The following is an 18,462-nucleotide window of genomic DNA, read 5'->3' as shown; positions in this document are numbered from 1 at the left end:
GTCAGAGATCACTCACCACTCGGCAAAACTGCCATCGGCATGGCGCCAGATCGGGTTGCGCCAGCGGTGGCCGATGGCGGCGCGTTCGATCACGTATTCCTCGTTGATCTCGATGCCCAGGCCCGGGCCGTTCGGGATCTTCACGAAGCCTTTGTCGTAGTCGAACACCCGTGGGTCTTTCACGTAGTCGAGCAGGTCATTGCTCTCGTTGTAATGGATGCCCAGGCTCTGTTCCTGGATGAACGCGTTGTAGCAAGCCGCATCCAGTTGCAGGCAGGCCGCCAGGGCAATCGGACCCAGCGGGCAATGCAGCGCCAGCGCCACGTCGTAGGCTTCGGCCATGTTGGCGATCTTGCGGGTTTCGGTGATGCCGCCGGCATGGGAGGCATCCGGCTGGATGATGTCGACGTAGCCTTCGCTGAGCACGCGTTTGAAATCCCAGCGCGAGAACAGCCGCTCCCCCAAGGCAATCGGCGTACTGGTCAGCGGCGCCAGCTCTTTCAGCGCTTCGTAGTTTTCGCTGAGCACCGGCTCTTCGATGAACATCAGTTTGTACGGATCGAGTTCCTTCATCAGTACTTTGGCCATGGGCTTGTGCACCCGGCCATGGAAGTCCACACCGATGCCGACGTTCGGGCCGACGGCATCGCGCACGGCGGCGACGTTGGCCAGGGCCTGATCGACCTTGTCGAAGGTGTCGAGGAATTGCAGCTCTTCGGTGCCGTTCATTTTTACCGCGGTGAAACCGCGCTCGACCGCTTCTTTCGCCGCCCGTGCGGTATCCGCCGGGCGGTCGCCGCCGATCCACGAATACACGCGAATCTTGTCCCGCACCTGACCACCCAGCAGATCGCTGACCGACACACCCAGCGCCTTGCCCTTGATGTCCCACAAGGCTTGGTCGATCCCGGCCAGCGCGCTCATGTGGATCGCGCCGCCACGGTAGAAGCCGCCGCGATAGAGCACGGTCCAGATGTCTTCGATGTTGCGTGGGTCCTTGCCGATCAGGTAATCGGACAACTCTTCAACGGCAGCGGCAACGGTGTGGGCGCGACCTTCGACCACGGGCTCGCCCCAACCGGTTACGCCCTCGTCGGTTTCGACTTTCAGGAAGCACCAGCGCGGCGGAACGATGAAGGTGGTCAGTTTGGTGATTTTCATCTTTGGCTCTCTTATTGGATGCAGCGCTCGCAGCGCCAAAAAGTCTTAGCGATGGGCTTTCCAGGCAGCGACATAGGCCTTGGCATTAGCCGCCACTTGCTCCGGGGTCATGCCTGGTTTGAACAGACCGGAGCCGAGGCCGAAACCTTTGACGCCCGCGTCGATAAACACCTGCATGTTGTCCGGGGTGATGCCACCGACCGGCGCCAGAATCGTTCCGGCCGGCAGCACCGCGAGCCAGGCTTTGACGACCGCCGGGCCCATCTGCTCGGCCGGGAACATCTTCAGCACATCCGCGCCTTCGGCCAGTGCCGCGAAGGCTTCGGTCGGCGTGGCGACACCCGGCGACAGGTACAGCCCCGCCGCTTTCGCTGCGCGCAACACCTTCGGATCGCTATGGGGCATGACGATCACCTGGCCGCCCGCTGCCTTCACTTGTTCAACCTGCTCCGGCGTCAACACCGTGCCGGCACCGATCAGGCAATCAGCGGGCAAGGTACTGCGCAGGATGCGGATACTTTCGTACGGTTCCGGGGAATTGAGCGGCACTTCGATGACGCGAAATCCGGCGGTGTACAGGACTTCGCCGATGGCAGCCGCTTCTTGCGGACGCAGGCCGCGCAGGATCGCGATCAGGCCGTTTTGTGCCAGCGCTTGTTTGAGCATGTCAGGCCTCCAGGCAGGTTTAACGGGATGCGGTGGACGTGACCAGGCCGGCGGCGAGCGCCAGTTGCCACAATCCGCGTTCAGTGGCCTGTTCGGCCTGGGTCACCCGGGCAAAACCGCAGGCGACGAGCGCACGGCTGTAGCGGGCACAGAGTTGGGTATTGCCGATGAGAATGATCGAAGGCAGGTGCGCGCTGTTGCGCCGGCGCCGTTGCACGCCGGCCAGGGCTGACAATTCGTGGCCGATCAGCAGGCCGGACAGATAATCCGCTTGGGCGGTGGCGCTCAATTCGCCAGTCAGGCCCAGGCTGCGGGCGCTGAACATCGTCGACAGCGGACCGATTTCGCCGTCCGCCGACAACGCAACCTGCACACCGCGATCAAACGCATCGCTATCGAAAGACGCGCCACGTTGTTGGGTGCGTCCGAGAATGCTGTGTTTACTGAGCACGGCGAAAATTTCGCCGGTCATGAACGTATCGAAATGCACGATGCAGCCGTCGGCCACTTCCACCCATTTCGAATGACTGCCCGGCAGGCCAATCAGCGGAGCAGTACCCACTTCGCCCGCCAGGTTTTGCAACACACCGAGCACCTGGGTTTCTTCGCCGCGCATCACGTTCGGCAGACGCGAACGCTGGATGACGCCGGGCACAATGTGCACATCGATCCCGCGAAAACTGCGTACGGTTTGTAAGGAAGTTCCGAGAGTCGCAACGTTCGCCGGCGTGTCGCGGTAGGCCGCTTCGCGCCAGCCCTGGGCGCTGCCGACCATGCCACAGGCAATCACCGGCAAATGCGGCTGCGCATCGAGCCAGTCGCCGCAAGCCTCATCGAAGGCCAGCTCAAAACCATCGGTGCATTCCCGGCCGCCAATGATTCTCGGCGCCTGGGGCAACTGCATGATTCCCGAGGACAGCGAACGCTGTTCGAGCACCTGGCCACCGTCAGCCAATTTGTAAGCACGGAGTGAGGTCGTCCCCCAGTCGAGCGCGATCAATTGCGCCTGCATCGCTTCACCTGTTTTGGTTTTTGGCAGTGAGTGAGCGGGACTATAAACCCAGGCGCCGGATAATCTCAATATATAATTGTCTATCCCATATATTGAGACAAAGGCAAAAAAAGACCACCGCCTACGGTAGCTCCCTGGAATGCATTCCCCCTGCAGGAGCTAGCTTGCTAGCGATGGTCGTCAACGATAAAGCGGAAAGCCTGACACCCCATGGTACTTTCGATTTCTTCGCGAGCAGGCTCGCTCCTACAGGGGGTACCGCTCAACTGCCCTCGGCGAACTCGCGCAATACTTTTCCATCCATCCGATACCGAACCCATTCCTCCTGCGGCTGCGCGCCCAGGGATTTGTAGAAATCGATAGCCGGCGTATTCCATTCCAGCACGCTCCACTCGAAACGGCCGCAGTCGTTGGCGCAGGCGATTTTCGCCAGATGCCGCAGCAGGGTCTTGCCCGCACCACCGCCGCGCTGTTGCGGAGTGATGTAAAGGTCTTCGAGGTACAGGCAATTGCTGCCCAGCCAGGTGGAATAGCTGAAGAAGAACACCGCGAAACCGATGGGTAGGCCGTCGCGCAGGCAGATCAGGCCATGGGCGGTGGCGCCTTCGCTGAACAGGCTGCGCTCGATATCGGCAACGCTGGCGATGACCTCATGGCGGGCACGTTCGTAGTCGGCCAGTTCCGTGATGAACGCAAGGATTTGCGGTGCGTCACTGGGGGTCGCCGGGCGGATTTCGATCGTCATGGACGTGCCTTGTCAAAAGAGGAAAACGCCATACTAAGTCGGCGCGGTACTTGTGGCGAGTGGGCTTGCCTGTGGCGAGGGAGCTTGCTCCCGCCGGGGTGCGCAGCAGCCCCAAAAGCAGGCAATGCGAACTATCTGGAAAACAGATCAGGTCGCGATAGGGCCTGCTTCGCAGGCCAGCGGGAGCAAGCTCCCTCGCCACAAAAGCTGGATCGCCACCACCGTGCAGAGATTTTACTCCGGCCCGTACTAACCCTGGAATCGATAACCTCGGACCTAACATTTTGGCACTGCGTGGTTAGATAGATGCGCTGCCCATTTATCCGGCCAAGGAACCGCGTCATGTCTACCGCAACACCCCCTGTTTCAAGCAAGTTGTTCGGCCTTTTCTGCCTCGCCAGTTACCTGCTGTCACTGTCCTACGGCTCAACGTTTTTGCTGTCGTTACTGATTGGTTCTCGCGGCGGTAACGAACACGACGCCGGGAGTGTGATTTCAGCGGCGATGCTCAGTACCTTTGCGGCGGTGATTGTTTCCGGCCATTTGTCCGACTTGCTTGGTGCCGCCCGATCAGTGGCGCTGTTCGGTGTATTGCTGGTGGCGGCCAGCCTGGGCTTCGCCCTGACCCCGGGCTTTGGTCATTTGCTGTTGTTTTTCGGGTTGTTGCTGGGCCTGGGCTGGGGCGTGTTCTACACCTTGGGGCCAATCATCGTGGCAAGCCTGGTGTCGCCTGCGCAGCGCGCCAAATACTTCGCGTTGCTGTCGGGCAGCATGATGACCGGTATCGGCAGTGGGCCGTTGCTTGGTCGCACCGCGAGTGCTCTCGGCTATCCCGTGACGGCTGCGTTTTATCTGGCGGCGCTGGCCAGCCTGATCGGCGTATTGCTGTTCTGGCGCCTGGATCGACAACTGAAACTGGCGCCCGCGCAATCGAGCAGCGTATCGCGGATTTCCTGGCGTGCTGTGGGTCGGGTGCTGTCGTCCAGGGCCGTCTTCCCGATCATCATGGTCGGTCTTGGTGGTTGTGTGTTCGGCGGCCTGTCGAGCTTTCAAACCAGTTACGCGGCGGCACGCTCACTCGACTATTCGCTGTTCTTCCTCGGCTTCATGAGCGCTGCGATCAGCAGCCGCATGCTGATCGCCGGCTTCGTGGTCAAGCGAGACCCGTTTCGCGCATCCTGCCTGCTATCGGGGCTGATGCTGGTATCGATCGTGATGTTCAGTTTTGTCATTGATAGCAGCTTCACCTACGTGCTCGCGGCGGTGATGCTCGGGGTCGGTTACGGGCTGACCTACTCGGTGATCAATGGCCTGGCCGCCAATGAGGCGCCGAACGGCACGACCGCGCAGTCCTTGCTGCTGTTCAGCCTGTCGTACTTCATCGGCGTATTCGGATTTCCGCTGCTGGCCGGGAAAATCATCGTCGAACAAGGCATGGCCACGCTGTTGCTCACGGTGTTGGTGGTTGCTGCGCTCAACTGGTCGATCACGGTGGGCCGGTTGATCTGGCGTAGAGCCACGGTAGTCAGGGCATTGGAGCGAGCCTGAGCCATTCGTCACTAATAGTGCACACATTCAGATCGAGAGCAGACTAATCAGATAAGAACTCTACTCGCTGGAGACAACACCATGACCTCGTCCAGGTTGACCGCCCTCGTTCTCACTACCCTACTGTCCTCTGCAACCTTCGCCGGGACCATCGGTTCCAGCACCGGTCCGACCAATCCGGTAGAAAAACCCAGAGCCCCGGCCATACAGAGTGCCCCCGGAATGAACACCGACGGCGCGGGCATCAAAAACAGCCTGCCGCCCTCCACCGGCACTGACCTACGAACTCAAGGCAATGACCCTGGACGTCAGGGCGGGATGAACTTGCCGGACAGCAAACCCTCCAGCAGCGGCGGACTCGGCTCGACCACCAGCGGTAGCTCGGGTGACGACGATGATGGCAGCCAATAGCTGCCGAAATCTCCCACAGAGTTATGGGTCAGGGCTCAAGACCGATAGGGAAAAACTCACCGCCACTCCATACACCGAGCCAACGCTGGCCGTCGATCTCGCGACTCACCGCCAGCTCCACCAATTGATAGAACACATTGCGATGAATCAACGCTTCAAGATTGCTGCGCACATGCACGTAAGGGGCTGGCTCCTGCGTTACCGGGTCGATGACCACTCGCAGCGGATGCCCGGCACCGGCCTCGGTGGTTTCCTCGACGTTGGTGGTAAAGCGCAACACCTGCGCCTCGCCCTCGCCTTCCACGTCGACGGCAATCGCCACGAACGGCGCATCGTCGACCTTGATGCCGACCTTTTCGACGGGCGTGATCAGGAAGTAATCATCGCCATCGCGGCGGATGATGGTGGAGAACAGTTTGACCATCGGCTTGCGCCCGATCGGGGTGCCCAGGTAATACCAGGTGCCGTCCCGGGCGATGCGCATGTCGATGTCGCCGCAGAAATCGGGATTCCACAGGTGCACCGGCGGCAAGCCTTTGGTCTTGGGGATTTGCCCCAGCAAGTCGTTGGCTTTTTGCGGGCCACTCATGGCGTTCTCCTTAGAATTACTGGTCGCTGAGCCCCAGCAGGCTGCGCGCGTATTGTTCCAGCGGCGGGCCCATCAGGTCTTCCGGTTTTTCATCGTGGAACGTCAGTAAACCGCCACGACTCTTGATGGTCGCAGTATCAATCAAATACTGGGTGCTGGTCTCGATCAAACTGATCTGAATCATACCGCTGTCGATGCCGAGACGATCCAGGGCTTCCTGATCCAGCCACTCGTCCGAGTTGCCGATACGGTCGTCAGACTTGGCAAATCGGGTGTAGAGCAGATAGTGCGCACCGGCGGCACGGGCTTCGCCCATGGCCTGGTCGAGGCCTTCCGGCGTACGGGCACGGCGGACCATCGGGAAGTAATCGACGAAGCCATCGAACGCGACTTCGGCAATCACGTTGGGCCGTGGGTAAACGGCGCTGCCCGGCGGCATGAAAGCGCCCTGGGCGATGTAGACGAACGAGTCCGGCTGGATGCGCAGATTATTTACACGACGACTGTCGCTGTGATCGAGCAACCCCGCATCGCTCATATGGTAACGAGTTCCTTCGGCCATATCGCTGACGTTCATGCAGCCACCAAGTGCCAAAACGGCCAGCAGCAAAACCAGGCTACGCATCCTATCCTCCAGAGGCCAGTGTCGGAAAACCGGCGAATGGCCGTAGGATGCAGCTTTTGCGCCAGTCCTTAGACCCGTTTAGATATCAGGATTGCGAATAGTGATGTGTGGCGAGGGAGCTTGCTCCCGCTCGGCTGCGCAGCAGTCGTAAAACTGCTGAATGCGATATGTCTGTTTTAACTTGGGAATGGTTTTGGGTTGCTTCGCAACCCAGCGGGAGCAAGCTCCCTCGCCACAAAAGCACCCAAGCACAAAGTCCGGATCAACCGCCGATAATCTTCATGACAGTCGCGCCACCAGAGAACGCCACTTCCTGCTTGTCCCCCAAGGCTTTCACCAAGAGTCTCTGTAGCGCCGGCAAGGCCTGATGGCGCGGTTTGTCCAGTAAATCGCCGATGTAATGGCGATTGCTCGATGACAGGCAGCCATGCAGCCACCCGGTGGAAGATAAACGCAAGCGTGAACAGGTCCGGCAGAAAGGCACGCTTTCATTGGCGATCACGCCGAAATAACCCTGGCCGGGAATTTCATAGCGAACGGCCGTCGCATCGACCGGGGCATCGGCCTGCAGGTATTCGTAGCGCTCGCCGATCAGGCTCAGCAACTGCTGGAGACTGACGAACTGTTGCAGAAAGGCGTTGGAATCGTTGGCCAGGTGGCCCATGCGCATCAGCTCGATGAAGCGCAGTTCATAACCGCGCTCCAGGCAGTAGTCGAGCAGCGGCATCACTTGGTCAAGGTTCTGCCCGCGTAACGGCACCATGTTGACCTTGATCTTCATGCCGGCTGCACTGGCCTCGCTCATGCCGTTGAGCACGGTGGCCAGGTCGCCGCCCCGGGCAATGCCGCGGAACGCACTGGCGTCGAGGGTATCGAGGGAAACGTTGAGGCGCCGAATGCCGGCGTTCACCAGCAGCGGCAGTTTCTTCGCCAGTAACTGGCCATTGGTGGTCAGGCTGATATCTTCCAGGCCCATCTGCCCGACCGCTGTCATGAACGCTTCGAGTTTCGGGCTGACCAGCGGCTCACCGCCGGTAATGCGCAGACGCTCGATCCCCGCCGCTTCAATCAGATAAGCCACACCGCGCGCCATGGCTTCGGCCGACAACTCATCCTGCGCAGCCACCAGCCGCTTGCCATTGGGCACGCAGTAGGTACAGGCGTAATTGCAGGCTGAGGTCAGACTGATTCGCAAATTGCGAAAACGCCTGCCTTGTCGGTCAACGATCATGGTCACTCCGGCGGAAGAATATTCGGGCCGCTAAAACTTGACTCAGAAATCAAGTTTTAGCAAGTCCTCTACCTGAGTATATTCCTGCGATACTGCGCCAAGTAGCGAAATCATGGCGCAATAAGGCAACTGAATGGCTCAGCTGCTCGAAGTGTCGGTGTCGCGCTTGCGCTTGTTACCCATGCGCACGCCGATGTCCATGAGGAACTGGAAGAAACCTTCCTGATCTTCCAGCACATTGCTCCAGAACGGCGAGTGATACAGCGCGACGGCACCGTGCACCAGCGCCCAGGACGCGCAGTAATGGAAGTAAGGTGGCACGTCTTCCAGCTTGCCTTCGCTGATCCGGCCCTTGATCAACAGGGTCAGACGCTCGAAGTTCGAGGCACGGATCTTGTGCAGCTCCTCGATCATCTCCGGCACCTGGTTGCCCTTGACCACTTTCTCTTCGAGGCGGTCGAACAGGCGATAGCGTTGTGGATCGCGCATGCGGAATTCGAAGTAAGCCCGGGACAGGGCTTCCTTGTCCTTGTCGACATCGGCCGAATGCAGCAGTGCGTTCAAATCGCGCTCGTAGTCGAGCATCAGGCGCAGATAGATTTCCGCCTTGGATTTGAAGTGCTTGTAGATCGTGCCTTTGCCGATACCGACGGCATCAGCAATCATCTCGACGGTGACACTGTCTTCACCTTGTTCGAGGAACAGCTTGAGCGCGGTATCGAGAATTTCCTGCTCGCGGCGACGAAACTCACGGACCTTACGAGGTTCTTTATGCATAAGAAAAGGTCTGTCGGGGTCAAAATTCGAAGCCGCGTATTATGCCTAACTTGCGCAAAAATGCACGGATCATCCGACCATATCTGCGCTTTCTGGTCATTCCGCGTACGTTTACAGGTTGATGAGAACTCTTCCGAAGCGCACGTATTCCAAATTTGTTTAAAAACCCTGACCAGCAAACTGGACTAGGCGCAATCCTGATCAATACTTGAACTGTCGGCGGGGCATCTCCCCCAAGTGTCACGCCGATATTGGTACCAACGGACCGCGTACCATTGTTTTACTCCTAATGGTCTTAACCCGGATTCACCCCCCAGAACCCGGGTTTTTTTTGCCTGCGATTTAACCTTTTACGTGTGCCAGCGGGAACAGCCGCTTGAAATTCGCCGTCGTCTGCTCGGCAAATCGCTCATAGGGCTCACCGCGCAACATTGCCAGAAATTCCGCTACCTCACGCACGTACTGGGGCAGGTTTGGTTTGCCGCGATAGGGAATCGGCGCCAGGTACGGCGAGTCGGTTTCCACCAGCAATCGGTCGGCCGGCACCTTGCTCGCCACATCACGCAACGCGTCGGCATTGCGGAAAGTGACAATCCCGGACAGGGAAATGTAATAGCCCATGTCCAGCGCGGCCTTCGCCATTTCCCAGTCTTCGGTAAAGCAATGCAATACGCCCGCCTGGGGCAGCGCCGCTTCACGCAACAAGTCCAGGGTATCGGTGCGGGCGCCACGTGTGTGGATGATCACCGGCTTGCCGGTCTGCTGTGCCGCTTGCAGGTGCAGGCGAAACGACTCCTGCTGCAATTGCGCCGCTTCCGGTTCGTAGTGGTAATCCAGGCCGGTTTCGCCGATGGCGACCACACGCGGGTGGTTGAGCTCTTGCAACAGCCAGTCCAGCGCTGGCGCGGCGCCCGGCTGCACATCCAGAGGGTGCACGCCCACCGAGCAGTCGACGTCGTCATAACGTTCGGCCAGGGCTTTGACGTCGGCCGCGTTGTCCGCGCTGACACCGATACACAGAAAGTGCCCTACCCCGCGCTGTCGGGCCGCATCAAGGGCGGCATCCAGGGAGCCGTCGTGGGCGGCCAGGTCGAGACGATCAAGGTGACAATGGGAATCTACGAGCATAAAGGGCTGCAACTTACATCGAATGGGTGGGACGGTCGGATGTTCCGATACTCAGAGTCTAGGCGCAGACAGTCATCTTTGGGCAGGCAACGACGCCCATTGCACCAGCAATGCCTCCAGTAGCAACGCCGGATTGAGGTTGGCCTTGCTCAAGACTTTCTGTCGCTGGGCGAGGATCCAGTCCTGGATATCGAGGACTTTGCCTTGGGCACTTTTCTGCGCCAGGTATTGCACGACCTTGCGCATGTCGGTCAGGCCGAGGCCGGCTTCGTCCTGGGTCAACTGATAGCGCAGGATCAGGCTCGACCAATCGCAGAACCAATCGAACAGGCGCAACATCGGAATGTTTTTCCATTCTTCGGCCAGTTGCGTTGGCGACTGCTGTTGCTTGAGAAGTTTTTTCACCCCTTCCACCACTTGCGTGCGCTGTTCACGCACACCCTGGCCCTGAAGGTTGACCGCCGCCAGTGGCGAACCGGCAGCCAGCGTCAGCAGTTCGACACGCTCTTCTTCAGAGCACTCCGGCAACGCCTGAGCCAGCCATTTCAAGCTCATGGCCTCGCCCGGCAGCGGACAGGCCTGCTGTACGCAGCGACTCTTGATAGTTGGCAACAAGCGGCTCGGCTGATGGCTGACCAGCAACAAAACAGTATCGCCGGACGGCTCTTCAAGGCTTTTGAGCAAGGCGTTGGCGGCGTTGATGTTCATCGACTCGGCCGGCTCGATCAGCACCACTTTGCGCCCGCCCAACTGCGCGGTCTGCACCACGAAACCGACCAGATCGCGAACCTGATCGACCTTGATCGCCTTGTCGGCCTCTTCCGGTTCCAGGATGTAGTTATCCGGGTGACTGCCAGCCTTGAGCAGCAGACAGGATTTGCATTCTCCGCAGGCGTCCAGCGCGTTCGGGCGCTGGCACAGCAAGCTGGCCATCAAACGCTCGGCCAGTGCCCGCTTGCCGATCCCGGCCGGGCCATGCAGCAGATAGGCGTGAGCATGCTGGGCGCGACCGGCCAGTTGCTGCCACAGGCTTTCCTGCCACGGATAGGCCTCAGCCACGGCTCAACTCCAGCAGGCGCGGGAGCAAGGCATCCAGCGATTGCTGAACCTGCGCCAACGGTTGGGCCGCATCGACCAGCACATAACGCGCCGGATCCGCCTTGGCCCGCTTGAGGAAGGCATTGCGTACGGCATCGAAAAAGGTCCGGCCTTCGAGCTCGAAGCGATCCAGACGACCGCGAGCGCTGGCGCGGGCCAGACCAACCTCCACAGGCAGATCGAAAATCAGCGTCAGGTCCGGGCGCAGATCGCCCTGAACGAAAGTTTCCAGGGCCGCGATACGCTCCAGCGACAAACCGCGACCGCCGCCCTGATAGGCGTACGTCGAATCGGTAAAACGATCACACAGGACCACGGCACCACGGGCCAGCGCCGGACGAATCACTTCAGCCAGGTGCTGGGCACGCGCCGCGAACACCAGCAACAATTCGGTGTCCGGGTTCATGACTTCGTCGACCGGGGCCAACAGCACTTCACGGATGCGCTCGGCCAACGGCGTGCCACCTGGCTCGCGGGTCAACACCACCTCGATGCCGGCGGCGCTCAAGCGCTCGGCCAGGTATTCGCGATTGGTGCTCTTGCCGGCGCCTTCCGGGCCTTCCAGAGTAATAAACAAGCCAGTCACAGGCAGTCCTTAGTCAGAGTCATTGCGCACCTTTCGGTGCGCTTGCATCAGGTTCCGGCGTTTCAGGGGCCGGCGCAGGATCTTGCGGTGGCACCTGCGGCAGAGCCTCCGGAGCCGTGTTCGGTGAAGCGGCCGGGATCGGCGCCAGCTCCTGCGAAGCCTTGGCCTCCTGCGTATCGGTCTGCTCACCTTGGGTCTGCGGCGTCTCGGGAGCGGTAGCTGGTGCCGGGCTGGAGCGGTAATCGGCGCGACGCTTGAGCTGGAACTCACGCACCGCATTATTGTGTGCATCCAGATCGTCGGAGAACACGTGAGTACCATCACCGCGTGCCACGAAGTAAAGGCTGTTGCCCTCCACCGGGTTGAGTGCCGCATGGATGGCCTCGCGACCGACCATCGAAATCGGGGTCGGCGGCAGGCCCGCATTCATGTAGGTGTTATAGGGCGTCGCTTCCTTGAGATGAGCCCGGGTCAGCTTGCCGCTGTAGCGGTCGCCGAGGCCGTAGATCACCGTCGGGTCGGTCTGCAACAACATGCCCATCGCCATGCGCCGCACAAACACACCGGCAATTTGCCCGCGTTCCTGCGGTACACCGGTTTCCTTTTCGACCAGCGAGGCCATGATCAGCGCCTGGTAGGGTTCGGTATATGGCGTATCCGTAGCGCGCTGATCCCACTCCTTGGCGAGTACTTCGTCGAGGCGGTCGTAAGCGGTTTTCAGCAGCTCGATATCGGACATGCCGCGCACGTAACGATAGGTGTCAGGGAAGAACCGCCCTTCCGGAAAAACTCCGGTGTGGCCGAGCTTGTCCATGACCTGGCTATCGCTCAAACCGTTGAGGCTATGATCGAGCTTCTCTTCCTTGGCCAGCGCTGCGCGGACCTGACGGAAATTCCAGCCTTCGACCAGCGTCAGGCTGTACTGAACCATTTCCCCACGCTTCCACAAATCAATCAGGCCTTCGACGGTCATCCCCGGTTGCATGCGGTACTCACCGCTGTGCAGCGGCTGCTTGGGGAGATTGAAGCGCCAATACACACGCAGCCAGAACGCGTCCTTGATGATGCCATTGGCTTCGAGTCGATAAAGGGTGCGGGTCGGTGTCGTGCCCTTGGGCACATCCAGCAATTGTTCCTGGGCAATGTTCAGCGGCTGAACCAGCGCCGAATGAATTTTCCAGGCTGAAGCACCCAACAGCAGCCCCGCCAGAACCACTCCGGTTTCCAGCAGCAGCAAGAATTTACGTCTCACGTATCAAGCATCCAGTAGCACACGGGCAATGGTTTGGAGTTTACGGGTGAGCGGCCCAACCGGCCAGTGAAGAGCAGCACAGGCGCGCACCGGCCAGATACCATACACGCTGTTGCAGACAAAGACTTCGTCAGCCCATTGCAGCTGTTCGAGGGGAATGTCGGCGATTTGCGTGGGGATTCCAAGCGACTTGGCCTGAAACAATATTTCGGCACGCATCACGCCGGCCACGCCGCAGCGCTTGAGGTCAGCGGTGATGAGCACACCATCACGCACCAGGAACAAATTGCTGAACACGCCTTCAATCACGCGCCCGGCCTGATCGAGCATCAAGCCTTCGGCATGTTCGGTGTCCTGCCATTCGCCACGGGCGAGGACTTGTTCAAGACGGTTCAGGTGCTTGAGGCCGGCAAGTAATGGCTGTCTGGACAATCGCGTGGCGCAAGGAAACAGACGAACACCCTGCTCGCCATGCGCGGCAGGGTAAGCCGCAGGAGGATTGCCTTGCAGAATGCGTCGGGCCTGAGCCGAAGGATCGGGGGCGTAACCGCGCAGGCCGTCGCCGCGAGTGAGAATGAGCTTGAGCACCCCGTCACCCAATGCCGCGGCATAGGCCTGCAATTCGCTGCGGATCAACGTCTGATCGGCGGCAAGCGCCAGACGCGAACAGCCATCCGCCAGACGCGACAGATGTCGGTCCAGCAACACTGGCTGCCCGTTGCGCACGGCGATGGTCTCGAACAGACCATCGCCATAAGCCAGGCCGCGATCCTTCAGCGGCAAAGCGTCAGCCGGCTGACCGTCGACCCAGCTGTCCATCAGCCTGCAAACCGGCGGAACACCAGCGAGCCGTTGGTGCCACCAAAACCGAAGGAGTTGGAAACAACCACATCGATATCCATGTTGCGCGCGGTGTGCGGCACGAAATCGAGGTCGCAGCCTTCGTCCGGCTCATCGAGGTTGATGGTCGGTGGCGCTACCTGGCTGTTGATGGCCAGCACGCTGAAGATCGCCTCGACCGCACCCGCCGCACCCAGCAGGTGACCGGTCATGGACTTGGTCGAACTGACGGCCAGCTTGTAGGCGTGATCGCCGAACACCGACTTGATCGCACAGGCTTCGGCCAGGTCACCGGCTGGCGTCGAGGTGCCATGGGCGTTGATGTACTGGACTTGATCGCTGTTGATCTTCGCATCGCGCAAGGCATTGGTGATGCAACGGGCGGCACCGGCGCCATCGGCCGGCGGCGACGTCATGTGGTAAGCATCGCCACTGGTGCCGAAGCCGATCAGCTCGGCATAGATAGTCGCGCCGCGAGCCTTGGCGTGTTCCAGTTCTTCGAGGACCAGCGCACCGGCGCCATCGGACAGCACAAAGCCATCGCGGCCCTTGTCCCATGGACGGCTGGCGCGGGTCGGCTCGTCGTTGCGGGTCGACAGCGCGCGGGAGGCACCGAAGCCGCCCATGCCCAGACCGCAGGCCGCCATTTCGGCGCCGCCGGCAATCATCACGTCGGCTTCGTCGTACATGATGTTGCGGGCTGCCATGCCAATGCAGTGCGTACCGGTGGTACAGGCCGTGGCGATGGCGTAGTTAGGTCCCTGTGCCCCCAGATGGATCGACAGGAAACCGGAAATCATATTGATGATCGAGCCTGGCACGAAGAACGGAGAAATCCGTCGTGGGCCGGTCTCGTGCAGGGTGCGGCTGGTTTCTTCGATATTGGTCAGTCCGCCAATACCCGAGCCCATGGCCACGCCGATGCGTTCACGGTTGGCATCGGTGACTTCCAGACCGGCGTTGCGTACCGCCTGAAAACCTGCGGCCAAACCGTATTGAATGAACAGGTCGAGCTTGCGGGCTTCCTTGACCGACAGATATTCCTCGACATTGAAGCCCTTTACCGAGCCGCCAAAACGGGTGGAATAGGCAGAAAGGTCGGTGTGTTCGATCAGACCAATGCCACTGCGGCCAGCCAGAATGCCCTGCCAGCTGCTCGGCACATCCGTGCCCAGTGGCGACAACATACCCATACCGGTGACTACGACGCGTCTACGCGACACAGCACTCTCCTTTTTCAAATGACGACTTTGCATCAGGCCTAAAGAAAAAACCGCACGCCATGATGGCAGTGCGGTTTTTCCATGACAGCGAGCAACGATTACAAACTATTACGCCTGGTGGCTAGTAACGTAGTCGATTGCAGCTTGTACAGTAGTGATCTTCTCAGCTTCTTCGTCAGGGATTTCGGTCTCGAATTCCTCTTCCAGAGCCATCACCAGCTCAACGGTGTCAAGGGAGTCGGCACCCAGGTCTTCTACGAAGGAAGCAGTGTTGACCACTTCTTCTTCTTTAACGCCCAGTTGCTCAGCAACGATTTTCTTGACGCGCTCTTCGATGGTGCTCATACCTTGTTTTCACTCCTAATGGACAAATTCAGGCAGCTGGCCAGTGGGTAAGTGTATAGAAAGGCTTTTCAGCTTTTCAACTGAAAGCTTCACTCCTCAAACCCGGTGACCCTATGCCTATAAAATAGATTGCAGCTTTATAACGGATTTTAGACAGCTCGTATGACATTTTTTTGAAGCAATCCGTCACATTTGAATTACATGTACATCCCGCCGTTCACCGGGATTGTAGCTCCGGTAACGTAAGCCGCACCGTCCGACGCAAGAAAAGCGACCACGGACGCGATCTCTTGAGCTTGCCCCAGACGACCCAGCGGAATCTGCGTCTGCAAGGCTTCACGCTGCGCCTCGGGCAGTTCACGGGTCATATCGGTATCGATGAACCCTGGGGCCACCGAGTTTACCGTAATCGAACGCGAACCGACTTCACGCGCCAGAGCACGACTGAAACCTTCCAGGCCGGCCTTGGCGGCAGCGTAGTTTACTTGGCCTGCGTTGCCCATGGCACCCACAACCGAACCAATACTGATAATTCGGCCCCAACGGGCTTTGGTCATGCCGCGCAAAACGCCCTTGGACAGGCGGAACAGACTGTTCAGGTTGGTATCGACAACGTCGTGCCACTCGTCGTCTTTCATGCGCATCATCAGGTTATCGCGGGTGATGCCGGCATTGTTGACCAGGATCGCCGGCGCACCGAACTGTTCCTGAATGCTTGCCAGAACACTTGCCACGGACTCGTCGCTGGTGACATTGAGTTCCAGGCCGGTGCCTTGAATACCGTTTTCCTTCAGGGTCGCGGCAATACGTTCGGCACCCGACGCAGAGGTCGCGGTACCCACAACGATGGCGCCCTGACGACCCAGTTCCAGGGCGATAGCCTGGCCGATACCACGGCTGGCACCGGTGACCAGTGCAACTTTACCTTGCAGACTCATGCAAGCTTCTCCTGATTCAGGCCAACGCTGCACGGGCGGCAGCGAAAGCGTCTGGGGTATTGAGGTTGGATGTCGACACGCCTTCGGCGCAACGCTTGTTCAGACCGGCCAGCACTTTGCCCGGGCCACACTCGACCAGGTTGGTCGCGCCCTTGGCGGCCAGCGCCTGTACGGACTCGACCCAGCGTACTGGCTTGTACAGTTGCTCGAGCAGATCGCGTTTGAGGGTTTCCAGATCGGCCGGCACTTCGGCACTGACGTTCTGGACCACAGGAATCTGCGGTGCCTGCCAGTCGATCGCGGCGATCGATTCAGCGAAACGCTCGGCAGCCGGACGCATCAACTCGCAGTGGGATGGTACGCTGACCGGCAACGGCATGGCGCGCTTGGCACCACGCGCCTTACAGCCTTCGATGGCGCGTTCGACGGCAGCCTTGGCACCCGCAATGACCACTTGGCCCGGCGAGTTGAAATTGACCGCGCTGACCACTTCGCCTTGCGCCGCTTCGGCACAGGCTGCCAGCACGTCAGCATCGTCCAGGCCCAGGATGGCGGCCATGCCGCCCTGCCCGGCCGGAACGGCTTCCTGCATCAGTTGGCCGCGACGCTCGACCAGTTTCACCGCGTCGCCCAGGCTCAAACTGCCCGCTGCGACCAGTGCGCTGTATTCGCCCAGGCTGTGACCGGCGACATAAGCCGGACGCGCACCACCTTCCGCCAGCCACAGACGCCACAGGGCGATCGAGGCGGTCAGAATGGCCGGTTGGGTTTTATCGGTTTGATTGAGTTGCTCTTCCGGCCCTTGCTGGGTCAGTGCCCACAGGTCGTAACCCAGTGCATCGGAAGCTTCTTTGAATGTTTCAAGGACAACCGGATGTTGTGCGCCCAACTCGGCCAGCATGCCGAGGGACTGCGAACCCTGTCCCGGGAAGACGAATGCGAGGGAAGCAGACATGTAACAAGCCCCTAATGATCTTGTCGTCGGAGAGTTGGCGCCCCGCTTCGGGGACGCAAGAAACTGACAGTTGGATGGCCCATCGAACCAAGCGGTCACATTTAAGCATTGTCCGACGAAAACGCCTAAGGCAACAAATCCTCCAGACGACCGTGCAGGCGTTCGGGAAGATTTTCCTGAATCTCGATCAAGGCTCGCTGAATGGCACTTTGAAAACCCTGAACCCCGGCAGAACCGTGGCTTTTCACCACAATTCCCTGCAGTCCGAGAAAGCTCGCGCCATTGTGCCGGGCAGGCGCCAGGTCAGCCTGCAGACGCTTCATCAAGGGCAGTGCCAGCGCGCCAATCACGCGAGAGGCCACGTTCTTTCTGAACAATGCCTCAATGCGCCCGGCAATCATGGTCGCCAGGCCTTCGCTGGATTTGAGCAGGATGTTGCCGACAAAACCGTCACACACCACCACATCCGCTTCACCACGGTACAAACCGTCGCCTTCGATAAAGCCGATATAATTGATGCCACGGGCGCTTTGCAACAACGTCGCTGCCAGCTTGACCTGTTGATTGCCCTTGATGTCTTCGGTGCCGATATTCAGCAACGCCACCCGCGGACGCGTTATGCCCAGGGTCTCCGCCGCAACCGAGCCCATGAGCGCAAACTGCAACAGATGCTCGGCACTGCAATCGACGTTGGCACCCAGGTCGAGTAATTGGCAGTAACCCTTTTGCGTCGGGATCGCCGCCACCATGGCCGGACGATCAATGCCCGGCAGGGTCTTGAGCACGAACCGCGACAACGCCATCAGCGCCCCGGTATTGCCGGCACTGACACAGGCCTGGACTTTACCGTCGCGCAGCAGCTCAAGAGCCACGCGCATCGACGAGTCAGGCTTGCCACGCAAGGCCTGGGCGGGCTTTTCGTCCATGGTAATGACTTCGCTCGCCGCGGCAATCGACAGGCGCGCGCGATCCACAGCCGAATGGCCAGCGATCAATTCTTCAAGAAGGGAGGGGTGACCAACGAGGATCAGGTGCAACGAGGGCGTAGCAGACAGACAAGCAAGGCTGGCCTGGACAATGCTGCGGGGACCGAAGTCCCCGCCCATTGCGTCAATCGCGATGACTTGAGCGGACAAGTGATTACTCGTCAGCGCCCTTGTCGATCACTTTACGGCCACGGTATACGCCTTCTGGCGATACGTGGTGACGCAGGTGAACTTCACCGGTGGTTTTTTCTACAGACAGGGTGCTAGCCTCGAGAGCGTCGTGCGAACGGCGCATGTCACGGGCAGAGCGGGATTTTTTGTTCTGCTGAACAGCCATAATTGATTA

General features: G+C 59.7%; 21 protein-coding genes. 2 read left to right on the top strand and 19 right to left on the bottom strand.

From position 1 onward, the window contains the following. Positions 1–12: 12 nt before the first annotated feature. The 4 genes from dgoD to AC07XF_RS07015 all read right to left on the bottom strand — a co-directional run bounded on the left by dgoD (position 13) and on the right by AC07XF_RS07015 (position 3,584). Complete coding sequence (gene dgoD / locus AC07XF_RS07030) at positions 13–1,161, bottom strand: galactonate dehydratase (protein WP_008047041.1); 1,149 nt, start codon at positions 1,159–1,161, stop codon at positions 13–15. 45 nt (positions 1,162–1,206) lie between these two features. Further along, the gene (locus AC07XF_RS07025) at positions 1,207–1,827 is read right to left on the bottom strand and encodes a 2-dehydro-3-deoxy-6-phosphogalactonate aldolase (RefSeq protein ID WP_495025938.1); all 621 of its coding nucleotides are present in this window, start codon (positions 1,825–1,827) and stop codon (positions 1,207–1,209) included. A 19-nt stretch (positions 1,828–1,846) separates the two neighbouring features. After that, the gene (locus AC07XF_RS07020) at positions 1,847–2,839 is read right to left on the bottom strand and encodes a 2-dehydro-3-deoxygalactonokinase (protein WP_495025937.1); all 993 of its coding nucleotides are present in this window, start codon (positions 2,837–2,839) and stop codon (positions 1,847–1,849) included. A gap of 262 nt (positions 2,840–3,101) precedes the next feature. Beyond that, entirely contained in the window at positions 3,102–3,584 is a 483-nt protein-coding gene (locus AC07XF_RS07015; RefSeq protein WP_429491375.1) for a GNAT family N-acetyltransferase, read from the bottom strand. Between the two features lie 342 nt (positions 3,585–3,926). Here AC07XF_RS07015 and AC07XF_RS07010 point away from each other — a divergent pair, with 342 nt between their 5' ends. After that, entirely contained in the window at positions 3,927–5,132 is a 1,206-nt protein-coding gene (locus AC07XF_RS07010) for an MFS transporter (RefSeq protein WP_495025936.1), read from the top strand. An 81-nt stretch (positions 5,133–5,213) separates the two neighbouring features. Beyond that, positions 5,214–5,543 (top strand): hypothetical protein, encoded by a 330-nt coding sequence (locus AC07XF_RS07005; protein ID WP_495025935.1) that lies wholly within the window; start codon positions 5,214–5,216, stop codon positions 5,541–5,543. A 28-nt stretch (positions 5,544–5,571) separates the two neighbouring features. Here the strand turns inward: AC07XF_RS07005 and AC07XF_RS07000 are convergent, their stop codons facing one another. The 15 genes from AC07XF_RS07000 to rpmF form a co-directional block, all read right to left on the bottom strand. Beyond that, positions 5,572–6,132: a DUF1285 domain-containing protein gene (locus AC07XF_RS07000; RefSeq protein ID WP_007987190.1), complete on the bottom strand. Its 561-nt coding sequence runs from the start codon at positions 6,130–6,132 to the stop codon at positions 5,572–5,574. Between the two features lie 16 nt (positions 6,133–6,148). Next, positions 6,149–6,757 carry a DUF4823 domain-containing protein gene (locus AC07XF_RS06995; RefSeq protein WP_495025934.1) on the bottom strand — a complete coding sequence of 203 codons (609 nt, stop codon included), beginning with the start codon at positions 6,755–6,757 and terminating at the stop codon, positions 6,149–6,151. Between the two features lie 262 nt (positions 6,758–7,019). Then, positions 7,020–7,988 (bottom strand): GTP 3',8-cyclase MoaA, encoded by a 969-nt coding sequence (locus AC07XF_RS06990; RefSeq protein ID WP_458370221.1) that lies wholly within the window; start codon positions 7,986–7,988, stop codon positions 7,020–7,022. A gap of 138 nt (positions 7,989–8,126) precedes the next feature. Then, positions 8,127–8,765, bottom strand: coding sequence for a TetR/AcrR family transcriptional regulator (locus AC07XF_RS06985; RefSeq protein ID WP_204934341.1), 639 nt, complete (start codon positions 8,763–8,765; stop codon positions 8,127–8,129). A 342-nt stretch (positions 8,766–9,107) separates the two neighbouring features. Further along, the gene (locus AC07XF_RS06980; RefSeq protein WP_495025933.1) at positions 9,108–9,893 is read right to left on the bottom strand and encodes a TatD family hydrolase; all 786 of its coding nucleotides are present in this window, start codon (positions 9,891–9,893) and stop codon (positions 9,108–9,110) included. 72 nt (positions 9,894–9,965) lie between these two features. Next, positions 9,966–10,952, bottom strand: coding sequence for a DNA polymerase III subunit delta' (locus AC07XF_RS06975; RefSeq protein WP_495025932.1), 987 nt, complete (start codon positions 10,950–10,952; stop codon positions 9,966–9,968). Next, positions 10,945–11,577 carry a dTMP kinase gene (tmk, locus tag AC07XF_RS06970; RefSeq protein ID WP_495025931.1) on the bottom strand — a complete coding sequence of 211 codons (633 nt, stop codon included), beginning with the start codon at positions 11,575–11,577 and terminating at the stop codon, positions 10,945–10,947. Before tmk ends, AC07XF_RS06975 begins: the two co-directional genes overlap by 8 nt. Positions 11,578–11,596: 19 nt before the next feature. Next, positions 11,597–12,829: an endolytic transglycosylase MltG gene (mltG, locus tag AC07XF_RS06965; RefSeq protein WP_495025930.1), complete on the bottom strand. Its 1,233-nt coding sequence runs from the start codon at positions 12,827–12,829 to the stop codon at positions 11,597–11,599. A 3-nt stretch (positions 12,830–12,832) separates the two neighbouring features. Next, a complete protein-coding gene (pabC, locus tag AC07XF_RS06960; RefSeq protein ID WP_495025929.1) occupies positions 12,833–13,648 on the bottom strand; it encodes an aminodeoxychorismate lyase in 816 nt (271 codons plus the stop codon). Then, a complete protein-coding gene (gene fabF / locus AC07XF_RS06955; protein ID WP_007987172.1) occupies positions 13,648–14,892 on the bottom strand; it encodes a beta-ketoacyl-ACP synthase II in 1,245 nt (414 codons plus the stop codon). Before fabF ends, pabC begins: the two co-directional genes overlap by 1 nt. A gap of 108 nt (positions 14,893–15,000) precedes the next feature. Next, positions 15,001–15,237, bottom strand: coding sequence for an acyl carrier protein (gene acpP / locus AC07XF_RS06950; RefSeq protein WP_003175607.1), 237 nt, complete (start codon positions 15,235–15,237; stop codon positions 15,001–15,003). 197 nt (positions 15,238–15,434) lie between these two features. After that, positions 15,435–16,175, bottom strand: coding sequence for a 3-oxoacyl-ACP reductase FabG (gene fabG / locus AC07XF_RS06945; RefSeq protein WP_007987168.1), 741 nt, complete (start codon positions 16,173–16,175; stop codon positions 15,435–15,437). A gap of 16 nt (positions 16,176–16,191) precedes the next feature. Next, the gene (gene fabD / locus AC07XF_RS06940) at positions 16,192–17,130 is read right to left on the bottom strand and encodes an ACP S-malonyltransferase (RefSeq protein ID WP_495025928.1); all 939 of its coding nucleotides are present in this window, start codon (positions 17,128–17,130) and stop codon (positions 16,192–16,194) included. A gap of 125 nt (positions 17,131–17,255) precedes the next feature. Further along, on the bottom strand, positions 17,256–18,266 hold the full coding sequence (plsX, locus tag AC07XF_RS06935; protein WP_495025927.1) for a phosphate acyltransferase PlsX: 1,011 nt from the start codon (positions 18,264–18,266) through the stop codon (positions 17,256–17,258). Positions 18,267–18,270: 4 nt separating this feature from the next. Then, positions 18,271–18,453, bottom strand: coding sequence for a 50S ribosomal protein L32 (gene rpmF, locus AC07XF_RS06930; protein ID WP_003179396.1), 183 nt, complete (start codon positions 18,451–18,453; stop codon positions 18,271–18,273). Positions 18,454–18,462 lie beyond the last annotated feature (9 nt).

This window comes from Pseudomonas sp. GW821-FHT01C01, assembly GCF_059422645.1.
The sequence above is the reverse complement of the archived record's forward strand: the minus strand, read 5'-3'. Positions and strand labels throughout refer to the sequence as shown.